Origin of the sequence: Pediococcus sp., from assembly GCF_003533255.1 — a bacterium.
Taxonomy (GTDB): domain Bacteria; phylum Bacillota; class Bacilli; order Lactobacillales; family Lactobacillaceae; genus Pediococcus; species Pediococcus parvulus.
Map to the genome: position 1 here is coordinate 19,298 of NZ_DOEM01000001.1, position 13,717 is coordinate 33,014.

13 protein-coding genes are annotated in these 13,717 nt (G+C 37.8%); 12 read left to right on the plus strand and 1 reads right to left on the minus strand.

Features of this window, described 5'->3' with window-relative positions; genetic code table 11:
* Positions 1-5 precede the first annotated feature (5 nt).
* The 10 genes from DD627_RS00085 to DD627_RS00130 all read left to right on the plus strand — a co-directional run bounded on the left by DD627_RS00085 (position 6) and on the right by DD627_RS00130 (position 9,490).
* Positions 6-1,070 (plus strand): helix-turn-helix domain-containing protein, encoded by a 1,065-nt coding sequence (locus tag DD627_RS00085; RefSeq protein WP_057782281.1) that lies wholly within the window; start codon positions 6-8, stop codon positions 1,068-1,070.
* Positions 1,060-2,526, plus strand: coding sequence for a RecQ family ATP-dependent DNA helicase (locus tag DD627_RS00090; protein WP_057782283.1), 1,467 nt, complete (start codon positions 1,060-1,062; stop codon positions 2,524-2,526). The genes DD627_RS00085 and DD627_RS00090 overlap by 11 nt, the downstream gene beginning before the upstream one ends.
* 60 nt (positions 2,527-2,586) lie before the next feature.
* Positions 2,587-3,237: a LysM peptidoglycan-binding domain-containing protein gene (locus tag DD627_RS00095; RefSeq protein WP_068804870.1), complete on the plus strand. Its 651-nt coding sequence runs from the start codon at positions 2,587-2,589 to the stop codon at positions 3,235-3,237.
* 22 nt (positions 3,238-3,259) lie between these two features.
* Positions 3,260-3,937: a (d)CMP kinase gene (cmk, locus tag DD627_RS00100; protein ID WP_057782287.1), complete on the plus strand. Its 678-nt coding sequence runs from the start codon at positions 3,260-3,262 to the stop codon at positions 3,935-3,937.
* An 83-nt stretch (positions 3,938-4,020) separates the two neighbouring features.
* The gene (gene rpsA, locus DD627_RS00105) at positions 4,021-5,259 is read left to right on the plus strand and encodes a 30S ribosomal protein S1 (RefSeq protein WP_260267527.1); all 1,239 of its coding nucleotides are present in this window, start codon (positions 4,021-4,023) and stop codon (positions 5,257-5,259) included.
* 72 nt (positions 5,260-5,331) lie between these two features.
* Positions 5,332-6,642 (plus strand): ribosome biogenesis GTPase Der, encoded by a 1,311-nt coding sequence (gene der, locus DD627_RS00110; protein WP_057782291.1) that lies wholly within the window; start codon positions 5,332-5,334, stop codon positions 6,640-6,642.
* A 207-nt stretch (positions 6,643-6,849) separates the two neighbouring features.
* The gene (gene hbs, locus DD627_RS00115) at positions 6,850-7,125 is read left to right on the plus strand and encodes a non-specific DNA-binding protein Hbs (RefSeq protein WP_046871107.1); all 276 of its coding nucleotides are present in this window, start codon (positions 6,850-6,852) and stop codon (positions 7,123-7,125) included.
* Positions 7,126-7,232: 107 nt separating this feature from the next.
* Positions 7,233-8,501, plus strand: a complete 1,269-nt coding sequence (locus DD627_RS00120) for a tetratricopeptide repeat protein (RefSeq protein ID WP_068804859.1) — start codon at positions 7,233-7,235, stop codon at positions 8,499-8,501.
* Between the two features lie 72 nt (positions 8,502-8,573).
* Positions 8,574-8,996 carry a hypothetical protein gene (locus DD627_RS00125; RefSeq protein WP_057782295.1) on the plus strand — a complete coding sequence of 141 codons (423 nt, stop codon included), beginning with the start codon at positions 8,574-8,576 and terminating at the stop codon, positions 8,994-8,996.
* Between the two features lie 17 nt (positions 8,997-9,013).
* Complete coding sequence (locus DD627_RS00130) at positions 9,014-9,490, plus strand: nucleoside 2-deoxyribosyltransferase (protein ID WP_260267531.1); 477 nt, start codon at positions 9,014-9,016, stop codon at positions 9,488-9,490.
* A gap of 71 nt (positions 9,491-9,561) precedes the next feature.
* On the opposite strand, the gene DD627_RS00135 is transcribed toward DD627_RS00130, so the two are convergent.
* Entirely contained in the window at positions 9,562-10,437 is an 876-nt protein-coding gene (locus DD627_RS00135; protein WP_057782299.1) for a YitT family protein, read from the minus strand.
* 143 nt (positions 10,438-10,580) lie between these two features.
* On the opposite strand from DD627_RS00135, the gene DD627_RS00140 reads away from it, so the two are divergent.
* The gene (locus DD627_RS00140) at positions 10,581-11,795 is read left to right on the plus strand and encodes a CCA tRNA nucleotidyltransferase (RefSeq protein WP_260274478.1); all 1,215 of its coding nucleotides are present in this window, start codon (positions 10,581-10,583) and stop codon (positions 11,793-11,795) included.
* A gap of 14 nt (positions 11,796-11,809) precedes the next feature.
* Positions 11,810-13,702, plus strand: a complete 1,893-nt coding sequence (locus DD627_RS00145; protein WP_260274477.1) for an ABC-F family ATP-binding cassette domain-containing protein — start codon at positions 11,810-11,812, stop codon at positions 13,700-13,702.
* Positions 13,703-13,717 lie beyond the last annotated feature (15 nt).

A 13,717-nucleotide genomic window follows, 5' to 3' on the forward strand; every position in this document is an offset into this window, starting at 1 on the left:
TAATCATGAAAAAGGATTTAACATTTTCAGATTTTTTATTACAGTTTTTGAGTACTGAAGAATGGCGGCGGCCCAAGGTACTCTTGAATAATCTAATTGGGAGAAGAACCGTGTCCAACCTTTTTTGGGGAGCACAATATGGTCTTCTGCCTTTTTTTAATTTGTTTTCCAAGTTATCTGCTGACGATTTTGAGTTGGCACTTAAAAGGCTACACAAAAGAGGTCTAATTGAAAGTCAGCAGGATGGTAAAGTTTTACTCACAAAGACTGGAAAACAAGAACAAAAATCGGTTATAGATTATATTTCTCAATTTCACTTCCGTGGAATTGGCTTACATACAAATCTCAATAATATTCAGCAATGTTTAAATTTAGTTATTCAAATCACATCTGAATTTTCTTATCAAAATAACCGTTATTATCCGTTACAATATTCTGGACAGACCATGGCTCGAGCTAAACAGTGGTTTGTTAAAAACAAATCAATAGAACTGCCTAGAAAGTTGCACGCCGAATTGACAGATTTTTTGTTGACAATTCCTGCTGATGAAGCGAATGCTTTTACCAATAGCATGATTGGTCATGACGATTTCGGCTTAACGGATCAGCAAATTGAAACAGCGTTAAACGTAACGCCATTTAACTGGAAATTACGAAGTCTTTCGCTCGTTGCTGCATTTGTGAAGTGGGCTTCTGCAGACTCAGATACCCATTTTTTATGCCAACAAATAGTGTCCCCATGGCTCACAACATCTGCACTTTCAACTAGTAGTGCATTGTCTTATCAACTTTATTTAAAAAACACTAATCTTCAAGCAGTTGCAAATTGTCGGCGGGTGAAGCTAAATACAATCAAGGAGCATTTACTAGAAGCTGCCATTCTAACACCGAGTTTTCCCTTTCAGTTGATTCTTCCAAATAAGTTTTCTTCAGATTTAGAAACTTATTTGGGTGCGCGTACTATCAATCAGTGGCAATTTGACGAAGTTTCAAAATTAGACTCGCAGTTTTCTTTTTTTGAATTTCGTTTACTTCAGATTGAAAGAGGGCACATTCAATATGCAAATTGATGATAAACAGTTATACAAAATATTACAGAGCAAATTTGGTTTTTCCGAGTTTAAACCGGGCCAACTTGATATAATACATCGGCTTTGCTTGAAAGAAAATGTTTTAGCTGTCCTTCCAACAGGAACCGGAAAATCTTTAGTTTATCAACTTTTGGGGTATCTATTGAGACAACCCATTCTTGTCATTTCTCCACTAATTTCATTAATTGACGATCAGGTTGCCCGGCTCAACCGTCTTGGTGAAAAACATGTTATTGGCTTAACCTCCAAGTTGGATCATAATCAACGCCAGTTTGCACTCAATCATCTTCAAGATTATCGATTTATTTATCTTTCTCCCGAAATGGCAAACCAACCGGAAGTTTTGAACGCTTTACGACGATTGACTTTTGGGTTGTTTGTTATTGATGAGGCCCACTGTCTTTCCCAATGGGGGCCGGATTTTCGCCCGGATTATTTAAAACTAAAGGATCTTCGTAAACAACTAGGGACGCCTACGACTTTAATGTTAACCGCAACAGCTACTGAAGCAGTACGCCAAGATATTATCCAAAAAATGGCGCTTGCAAGTGATCAAGTTGAACAGGTTGTTTATTCAGTTGATCGTCCGAACATCTATTTGGAAGTTGAACATTGTCAAACATCAGCTGAGAAAAAAGAAAAATTAATAAAATTATTACAAACACTTGGTGGATCTGGTATCGTTTACTTTTCAAGTAAGAAAATTGCCAATCAAATGACGGAACTAATCGGCCAGCAAAGTGGTCGATCAGTTGCTGCTTATCACGCAGATATTGACTTACAAGATCGTTATCGTATCCAGCAACAATTTATGCAAGGTAAATTAGACGTGATTTGTGCCACTAGTGCATTTGGAATGGGGATTGATAAAAATAATATTCGCTTCGTGATTCATTATCACATGCCCGGAAATTTAGAAGATTATCTTCAAGAAATTGGTCGGGCAGGTCGAGATCAGCAGGAAAGTATTGCAATTTTACTGTACACTGCTGGCGATGAATATATTCCCAGTACGCTCAACATGGCCAGTTTCCCGAGTGCAACAAATGTCCAAACGTTCTTTATGAAACCAGAAAGTCGCGCATCATTTGAACCTGACCAAAAACAATTATTGGATTATTATCGTAATCAGAATAAATCAGCACAAGAGGTCAGCAAAATTTTTGAGAATCGTCAGTTAGCTAAACAAACTAATTTGATGAAAATGTTGGCTTTTGTAAACGAAAATGGTTGTTTACGTCAAAATTTATTGGCACATTTTGATGAGGAAGAGCCTAAGCATGATGAACAATGTTGTGGGATCGATTGTGCATTAGATGCAATTTCAACACTTCATTTAGATACTAAGGATATCCCTGGGGGAAAAATAGCCTATGGATCATCTTTAATTCCGTGGCAAACACGTTTGAACCAATTATTTTCACAGAAAAATTAAACACGAAAATTAGTCGATATGTTACAATTGTTCTGGTAGTTTTTTCTAGGAGGAATGAAAATGAGTCAAAATAAAAATACCAATTCTGATGATAAGCAAACGGAAAAACAACGATCTAGCACTGATAATCCTATGGGTTCGCCTTCAAGAAGGGCAAATCGTAAATCATACCGCTACACTAAATTAATTGTCACGGTAGTCGGAATTGTGGTGGTTTTATTATTCATTTCACCAATTGTGTTTTATAAGTATAATCAAAACAATTTTAATCGACCACAAACAAATGCTCAAATTGCTTCGTCAAAAAGAAAGGCTAGCGCTTCCAGTAAAGCAATTGCTGATAAGGCTGCTGCAAAATCTTCTAAGAAGTTAGCTAGTTCTGAAAGCAAAAGCAAATCTAAAGCAGAAAAGGCATCAAGTGAGAAAGCTAAAAGCAGCTCTTTAGCTGTGTCAAGTTCCAAAGCTGCGGCTATCTCTGCTTCAAAAGCATCTAGCAGTTCCAGTTCGTCTAGTTCAAGTTCTAGTAGTAGTTCTAGCTCTAGCTCTAGTTCATCAAGTAGCACAACCAAAAAATATGTGACTGTTCCTGCTGGAGAAGGACTATATAGAATTGCTGTAAATAATGGTATTTCACAACAAAAATTAATGGAGCTTAATGGTTTAACAAGTAGCTCTGAGTTAAAGCCTGGACAACGTTTACGGGTTAAATAATTAAATTAGGGGTTGTTTATTCATGGAAAATCAGAAGATACAGGTTGCAATTGACGGACCAGCATCTGCTGGAAAAAGCACAGTTGCCAAATTAGTAGCAAAAAAATTTGGCTATATTTATTGTGACACGGGTGCGATGTATCGGGCTGTCACATTAAAAGCCATTCAAAGCCAAATCGAATTGACAGATGAGTCTGCAGTTGTGGCCATGTTAAAGCAGACACAGATCTCTTTTCAACCAGGTGATCCAGTTCAGCATGTGTTCATTGACGGTAATGAAATAACAGAGGCTATTCGCCAGCCAAAAATTACGAATTCTGTTTCAACAATTGCTAGTTTAGGTGGTGTTCGGGCAGAGCTAGTTAATCGTCAAAGAGATATCGCTAAACAAAGCAGCATTGTAATGGACGGCCGTGACATTGGTACAGCTGTTTTACCAAACGCACCAGTCAAAATATTTCTGATTGCCAGTGTCTCTGAGCGTGCTGAACGGCGTTACAAAGAAAATATGGGTAAGGGAATTGAGACGCCTTTAGAGCAATTAAAAAAGGAAATTGAAATTCGGGATCATAAAGATTCAACCCGAAAAGTGTCGCCGCTAACCAAGGCAAGTGATGCAATCGAAGTTGATACAACCTCAATGAGCGTTGAACAAGTTGTTGATGAGATTACAAAAATCATTAATGAAAAAATAAAATAAGATTTCTGATTTATTTAACTAGCTTTTATCAGCAAATTCAGCTATGATAGAATAGTATAGTGTTGTTAAGGAGGAAATTCGTAATGAGCGAAAACGAATCAGGTCAAAATAATGATTTATTAAACGCACTTAATAGTGTGGAAGAAGTAAAAATCGGTGATGTCGTAAAAGGTGAAGTTTTGGACATTGACGATGACAAACAAGTTATTGTGGGTATTGAAGGTACCGGTGTTGAAGGCGTAGTTCCATTACGTGAGCTCTCAACTGCTCACATTGATGATATCAACGACGCCGTTAAAGTTGGTGACAAGTTGGATCTTGTTGTTGTTTCAAAAATTGGGAATGACAAAGAGGGCGGCAGTTACTTACTTTCTCATCGTCGTATTGAAGCCCGCAAAGTTTGGGACGAAATTCAGAAAAAGGCTGACGGTGGTGTTGAAATTGAAGCACCTGTTACCCAAGTTGTTAAGGGCGGTTTAGTTGTTGATGCTGGTGTTCGTGGATTTATTCCAGCTTCGATGATTGAAGATCGTTATGTTGAAGATCTTAATGTATACAAAGATCAAACATTGAAGTTAAAGATTATTGAAGTTAATCCAGCTGACAACCGTTTGATCTTGTCTCATAAGGCAATTGTTCAAGAAGAGAATGCTGCTAAACGTGAAGAATTAATGTCACATCTTCAAGCTGGCGACATTGTTGAAGGAACTGTAGCTCGTTTAACAAACTTTGGTGCTTTCGTAGACCTTGGTGGTGTTGATGGATTAGTCCATGTTTCTGAAATTGCTTATGAGCATGTTAATAAACCTTCAGATAAATTAAAAGTTGGTCAAAAAATCAATGTGAAGGTTCTTGCAATTGATGAAGACCGTGGCCGTATTTCATTGTCATTGAAACAGACATTGCCTGGACCTTGGGATGATATCGAAGAAAAGGCAGCTGCTGGTTCTGTTTTGGATGGTACTGTTAAACGTTTGACTGATTTCGGTGCTTTTGTTGAAGTATTCCCTGGTGTTGAAGGATTAGTTCACATTTCACAAATCTCTCACAAACACATTGATAGTCCTAGTGATGTCTTAAAGACTGGTGACAAGATCAAGGTTAAGGTTTTGGAAGTTCATCCAGATGCTCATCGATTGGCACTCTCAATCAAAGCTTTGGAAGAAGCACCTAAGTCAGAACCTAAACAACGTAATTCTCGCAGCAGCCGTCCTGCAGCTAATAACTACAAGAACGATGCACCTGAGGAAAGTACTGGATTTACATTAGGCGATTTAATTGGTAATGAACTTAAAGGTAGCCAGGATAATGACGAAAAGTAATTTAAAATAACAATTACTGGGGCTGTGATTATTTCACAGCCTTTTTTATAAACTAGAAAGTGAGGTTCTACTATGGCAAATCCTATTGTTGCCATTGTTGGCCGTCCCAATGTGGGAAAATCAACAATTTTTAACCGGGTAGTGGGAGATCGTATTTCGATCGTTGAAGACACTCCTGGTGTAACTCGTGACCGTATTTACGCACATAGTGAATGGGTCGGACATGAATTCAGTGTGATTGATACTGGTGGTATCGATATTAGCGATGAACCATTTGTGAATCAAATTCAAGACCAAGCAGAGATTGCAATCGATGAGGCTGATGTCATCGTTTTTCTTGTAAGCGTTAAAGAGGGCATTACTGATGCTGACGAAAAAGTAGCTCGTATTTTATATAAAGCCGATAAACCTGTTATTCTAGCTGTTAATAAAGTGGATAATGCGGAGTTACGTCAAGAAATTTATGACTTCTATAGTCTAGGATTTGGTGATCCCTATCCAATTTCTGGGAGTCATGGTCTTGGTTTAGGTGACTTATTGGATGCTATCGTTAAAGAATTTCCTGATTCAGATACTGATGAAAAAGATGACTCCATCCGTTTTAGTTTAATTGGCCGTCCTAATGTGGGGAAATCGTCTATTGTCAATGCATTGTTAGGGGAAGACCGGGTCATCGTATCTGATATTGCAGGCACGACTCGTGACGCAATTGATACGAAGTTTACAACGCCTGAAGGAAACGACTTTACCATGGTTGACACCGCTGGTATGCGAAAAAAGGGTAAAGTTTACGAAAATACTGAAAGATATAGTGTCATGCGTGCAATGAAAGCTATTGATAACAGTAATGTGGTGTTAGTAGTTCTAAATGCTGAAGAAGGAATTCGCGAACAAGACAAACGAATTGCCGGTTATGCGCATGAGGCCGGTCGGGGAATCATCATCGTTGTTAACAAATGGGATACTTTAAAAAAGGATAATCATACGCTTCATGAATTTGAAGCTGGAATTCGTGATCAATTTGCTTACTTAAGCTACGCACCAATTATCTTCGTTTCTGCCGTTACTAAACAACGACTAGGTCAGTTACCAGAATTAATTAAACGAGTTGATGAGAACCATCGGCGCCGTGTGCAATCATCAACACTTAATGATGTGCTTATGGATGCGATTGCTATTAATCCAACACCAAGTGATAATGGCAAACGGCTTCGTGTCTATTACGGCACACAGGTAAGTACAGAGCCGCCGACCTTTGTCATCTTTGTGAATGACCCAGATATGATGCACTTTTCATACGAAAGATTTTTGGAAAATCGGATTCGGGAAGTGTTTGATTTTTCTGGAACACCAATTCACTTAATTGAGCGTCATCGTAAGTAATTGTCAATGATTTGCTTGTTTTTTAAAGAAAACGCTTATTTTTTTGATAATTAAGATGAAAAGCCTTGTCATAACAGTCTTCCTGTGATATCTTTGAAATTGAAATAATACCGTTCAGGGTTATTGTTTCGTCAATCTTGGACCACTCAAGATTGATAAAGTTGATGATTAAGTCATCAACTCAATTTTTCCTAGGAGGTGAATCACATGGCAAACAAAGCTCAATTAGTAGATGATGTTGCATCAAAAACTGGTTTAACTAAAAAGGATGCTGCCGCAGCTGTAGATGCTGTATTTGGCTCAGTTCAATCCACTTTAGCAAAAGGTGAGAAGGTTCAATTGATCGGTTTCGGTAACTTTGAAGTACGTCAACGTGCTGCACGTAAGGGACGTAACCCTCAAACTGGTAAGGAAATTCAAATTCCGGCTAGCAAGGTACCTGCATTTAAACCAGGAAAAGCATTGAAGGATGCAGTTAAATAGTCTTTCAAATTTTCCATTTGAGATCCGGCATAACAACTGTTATGCTGGATTTTTAAATTCAAAACACTTAGTATAGAGATACTATTTTTTGATGAAAGGTGGACAACATGAGTTATTCAGAACAAGCGTTACAAAAAATTGAAGACGGTGACATTAAGGAAGCCAACCGGTTATATGCTTGGGCCCTTCGAAAAGATGATGATGACACTCTGAACAGTTTTGCTGAAGAACTTTATGGGCTTGGCTTTGATAACAAGGCCAAACGAATATATGAAAAACTCTTAGAAAAATATCCTGATGAAGACTCTTTGCAAGTTAATCTGGCGGACATTGAAATTGGCCAAGGTCACACAGATGAAGCTTTACAACATTTGGCCACCGTCAAGCCTGACTCTGATGCTTATCTTCAATCCTTGCTCGTAGCAGCCGATCTCTATCAAACTGAGGAATTATACGAAGTAAGTGAACAAAAGCTGTTAGAGGCCGAAAGAATTGCACCTGATGAACAAGTAGTGTTATTTGCACTAGGTGAATTTTATAATATGATGCAAAATTATAAAAAAGCGGCCGATTATTATTTAACTTTAATTAAGCGGGGCATTTTAACCCTTTCTTCTGTCGATTTGGTGGCACGCTTAGCGACTGCCTATGCCGGGATGGGAAAATTCGAAACTAGTATGGCTTACTTTGAACAAATTAAAACTGTAAATAAAACACCCGATATTTTATTCCAGCAAGGATTTGTTTACTTGCAACTAAAGGATTACACAAATGCAATCGATTTATTAACCCAACTGCGGGAAACGAATCCAGACTACGTGTCCTTATATTCAATTTTAGCAACGGCTCAAGAAAAAAATGGTGATATTGAAGCGGCTTATAAAACAGCGCAAGAGGGAATTGGTTTTGATGAATTTAACGAAGATTTATTCTCACAAGCGGCGGAACTGGCTAATCAACTCCAAAAATACGATGATGTTGAAAGTTATTTAAAAAAGGCCTTGAAAATTAATCCCGAACAAATGCGGACAGTTGTGCAATTAAGTAACCTGTATATTTCTCAGCAGCGCTATCAGGATAACTATGATTTATTGCAACCATACATTGAAGAAAATGATTTGGATCCACAAATATACTGGAATATTGCTGTTTCTGATGAAAAACTCGAACACTTTCCTGAAGCTAAAGAAGCCTATCAAAATGCATTTCCGTTTTTCACAAATAATGCAGATTTCTTACATGCGGCCGTTTATTTCTTTAGACAAATTGGGAACACTGATTGGGCGATAAAAAGTTTGAAAGCCTATTTGAACCTAGTTCCTGACGATTCAGAATTTAGTCTGATGTTAGAAGATTACGAAACTAACGGATTTTGAGATTCTTAATCATTTTGTGATAAGATAGAATTCGTGTTTAAATTTTATAAAAGTCAAGATCGAGGAAAAGTAATGAGTGCTGAACAATACAAAATTAAAAGTTATTCGCCAAAATTTGCAAAAAAAACAGTTACGGTTATGCGAAAAGTCAATCAAAGAATTTTCGGGAGTCTTGATAACGCCAGTTTTGATGACCAGGTTGAGCATTTTAAAAATGTGCTAGCCAAAAAATACGATATGCGAATTGTGACAAGTTTTAACGAGCGCACTATCTATGGTGTTGTCATATTTGATCAAAATCAGATTCTAGATCTTCTAATTGATCCTACCCAAAAGGGACTTGGTATTTCTGACACATTAATAACTATTGTGAAAAAGCTAAGCAAAGGTTCTTTGCAATGTGATACGAAAAGTCGCCAATTATCAACAATTTTAATGCAAAATGGTTTTAAGAACGTGTCAACTAATCATTTTGTTTGGAATCAAAACAATTGAGAACAGGAGAATTTTAAATGAGTAATCAAATTTATCTTGCCGCACCATTTTTTAGTCCTAAGCAAAAGGAACATGTTCGGACCGTGCAAAATTTATTGGCTAAGAATCCTACCTTAGATACCAAGAATATTTTCATTCCAATGGAACACCAAATGGAAAGTGAAGAATTTGGTTCTTTTCGTTGGCAAACGGGAGTTTTTAATAGTGATATGCGCCAGGTTCATCGCGCAACTGCTGTGGTTGCCATTTTAGATTACAAACTGGATACAGATGGCATTAACCAACCGGATAGCGGGACAATTTTTGAAATTGGCGCTGCGTTTGATGCTAATATTCCTGTTATTATGGTTCAGTTTGCGCATGATCAAGAATTAAATCTTATGCTTTCTAGAAGTTACACAGCTTTCTTTAATGGCGAAAATGAGATTAAGCAACTTGAAACCTATAATTTTAATGATTTACCCACAATTTTTAGTGATGTTAAAGTATTTTAGAACAATCAAAAATGTCACATGTTTATCATTCAAACGATGATAAACATGTGACATTTTATTTTTTAACAAAATTAGTTAACTTTTTGGCCAGTTGGCGAATCATAAGTAAAGCCCTCACCAATAACTTCATGAACATCAATAACTGAAATAAAAGCGTGTGGATCAATTTTATCAACAATTCGTTTGGCTTCACTCAATTCATTTGGTGAGAGGACACAAAAAACCATCTTTTTCTCATCTTTTGAATAAGCACCCTGAACATGAACAAAACTTGCACCCCGCTGCAGTTCAATCATTAATTGATCAGCGATCAGTTGGTAACTTTCGCTAATGACCAAAATTCCCCGCGCTGCATATGAACCAACTTGCGTGAAGGTCACAATTCGAGAGAATACAAATGCTGCCAACAGAGTATACATCATTTGACGGATATCAATGTAGCAAAGTGAAATCGTTAAAACCACCGCATCTAATGCAAATAAGGTTTGTCCCATTGGAATTCCACGTTTTTGCTCGATAATACGAGCAATTACGTCTGTTCCTCCAGTTGTACCACCAAACCGATAGACAAGTCCACTCCCAAAGCCACCAGCAAGCCCGGCAAGAATTCCAGCAATAAACATGTCATGGCTAATATCAATGTTTATGGGGACCCTTTGCCAAATCCACAACCACATAGATAACATTAAAGTCCCGAAAATTGTGTAGTACAGAGCACGTTTGCCTAAAAAACGATAACCAATAACGAGAAGCGGAATATTAATTAAAATCGTTGTATACGCCGGATCAATATGAAAAAGGGCACGAAAAATCAAAGTGATTCCAGTAGCGCCACCTTCAGCTAAATGGTTGGGAATGTTAACCGCTGCTAAACCTAAACCATATAGACAGCATCCTAACATAATCATGAATAAATCCTTAAATCGAATGGGTTCTTTTTTTATCATGTTTTTCACCTACTTCACTTCAATATCATAACATATTCGTCAGACGAACCGGCCGTATCCATTTTAAAAAAACCTGGTTTCTGTTAAGATTAAATCTGATAACATTATCTCGAAATATTTAAACTTAGGTTGGCGAACTTTGTATGCAAATAAAAAAATTACCGATTGAATTTCTTACTGCACGTCCCATTTTGCAAACAATTGAAAATGCTGGATATGAAGCCTACTTTGTGGGTGGCAGTGTGCGCGACACAATTTTGAACGATGAAATTCATGATGTGGATATCGCGACTAGTGCTTATCCATCAGAAGTTAAAGCATTGTTTCCCCGGACAGTTGATACAGGAATTAAGCATGGAACGGTCATGATTTTAAGTGGATCCAATCAGTATGAGGTAACCACTTTTCGAACCGAAAGTGGTTATCAGGATTTTCGAAGACCTGATAAAGTTACTTTTGTGCGCTCTTTAACAGAGGATCTGAAACGACGGGATTTCACTGTCAATGCTTTAGCACTTAAGGAAGACGGAACGGTCGTGGACCTTTTTAATGGTTTGCAAGATCTTCAAGACCACATTCTTCGAGCAGTAGGCAAACCGGAAGAACGATTTCATGAAGATGCTTTACGCATGATGCGCGCGATTCGTTTTGCTAGCAAACTGGATTTTGCCATTGAAGCTACAACAGAAACTGCGATTAAACATCATGCAGAATTGTTAGAAAAAATTGCGGTGGAACGGATTCTGGTTGAGTTTGAAAAAATGATGATGGGCCAAAATCCGGTGAAGGGCATTCACTATTTCATTGACACCGGCTTATATGCGTATTGTCCACAATTGCAGGGTCAATCAAAGGCACTATCTGAATTATTGAACTTACACCCCGATGTGCGACTAATCAACGAAACTCAAGTTTGGTTACTTCTGTGTCGGTCCTTAAAACTATCGGCGGTCAAAAGTCACAGTTTTTTAAAGGCTTGGAAAACCTCTAACGAATTAATTGCGGCAGTCAATAATGGCTTAAAATTATTTGAAGCTATTGATCAAGGAACAGTTTCAGAAAAAATTCTTTTTCAAACTGGTAAAACGGTTTTAACGGATGCTATGGCAGTATTAAATGCCATTTCAGTTCCCGTCAATACGAGCGAACTTTTGGCTCGGTATGAGGCCTTACCTATTAAGGATAGCCATGAATTACGGCTCAATGGAGGGGATCTCCTTCAGAGAAGAATTACCACGCCTGGCCCCAAATTAGGAAAGATTCTGGCCAAATTATTAAATGACGTGTTAACAGGCAAGGTTAAAAACAGCAAATCAGAATTACTTTTAGAAGCAAAGCGAATTGCTTCTAAAAACTAGAAAGATGACAAATTATGCAAACTTTAAAAGCAGAAGATTTAACTGAAACGTATGGCACAAAAACTCTTTTTAATAAAATAAATTTTTTGATTAACGAACAAGACCGGATCGGTTTAATCGGAACGAATGGAACAGGAAAAACTAGTCTTTTAAACGTCCTTGCCAATATTGATCCACAAGACTCTGGTCAAATTGAAACACCCAAAAATTATACAATCGGTTATTTACGCCAAACACCCGCGTTAGATGAAAGCCTGACAATTATCGATGCTGTTTTTGCGGGTTCACAGACCGTTTTTAAAACGATTCGTTTTTATGAACAAGCTTTGGCTAAATATTCCCAAGATCCCGAAGATGCTGAAAACCAACGGCAATTTGAATCTGCCGAACAGCGCATGAACCAAGAGGATGCGTGGACTGCTGAAAGTGACGTTAAAACTATTCTAACCCAGCTTCACATCATGGATCTTAATCAAAAAATTGGTACATTATCTGGAGGTCAACAAAAAAGAGTTGATTTGGCTCAAACCTTAATTCAAGCACCTGACCTCCTCATGCTGGACGAACCAACGAATCATTTGGATTTCGATTCTATCGCCTGGCTAGAACAATACCTGACATCTTATAAGGGTGCACTATTAATTGTGACGCATGATCGTTATTTTCTGGATCGAGTTGCTAATCAAATTTGGGAGCTTTCTTTTGGAAATCTCCGTCAGTATCCGGGCAACTATCAAGCTTACGTTGCTAAAAAAGCTGAACAAGAAGAACAAGAAGCTGTTCAATCACAAAAAGAAAGACGGCTTTATAAACAGGAATTGGCTTGGATGCGACGGGGACCGCAAGCTCGCGGTACTAAGCAACAAGCGCGAATTAACCGGTTTGAAACCCTTAGCAGTTCCGTAAATGCACCCGAGCAATCAGCGGATAATATTGCCGTTCAACTGGGACAACAACGTTTGGGTAAAAAGGTAATCGAGTTTAAACATGCGTCTCTAAATTTAGGTTCTCACATCATATTAAAGGATTTTTCTGAACTCATTCAAGCAGATGAGCGCGTCGGAATTACTGGTAATAACGGAACGGGAAAGTCCACATTATTAAATGTTATTGCGCAGTTACAACCGATAGACGATGGCATTATTGATATTGGCGAAACAGTTAAACTAGGGTACTACACGCAAAAGATTGAACCAATCCCAGAAGATAAACGTATCATTAGCTATCTTAGTGATGTTGGTTCAGGTGTTTTGAATGCGAACGGTGAACATATTAGTGTTACCAACTTATTAGAACAGTTTCTGTTTCCAAGATCTATGCATGGGACTTTGATTAGAAAGTTATCGGGTGGTGAAAAACGGCGCTTATACTTATTGAAAATTTTAATGCAGCAGCCAAATGTCTTATTGTTAGACGAACCTACAAATGATTTAGATATTGGTACGTTAACCGTATTGGAAGATTACTTAACGCATTTTCGAGGCACTGTCATTACAGTTTCTCATGATCGTTACTTTTTGAATAAGGTAGCCGAACATTTATTAATATTTGAAGGTCAAGGAAAAATCAATCGCTTTACCGGACGCTTTACTGATTATCTACAACAACAGGATCAACCAGAAACACCGACTGTTACTGACGGAAAAAAGGTTGAATCAAAGGCCGAGCCAACTGATCACCAGAAAAAAATAAAATTAACCTATGCCGAACAGTTAGAGTGGCAAACAATTGAGTCTGACATTGATGGTTTGGAAAATAAGAAGGCGGACCTTCAAAACCAGATGAATGATAATTCTGACGACTATGGAAAACTAGCCGATCTTCAAAAAAAGATTGATGAATTAGATGTAAAAATTGATAAAAAGATGAATCGCTGGGAATATTTAAGTCAATATGTAGATGATTGATCACAAGGAGGTTTC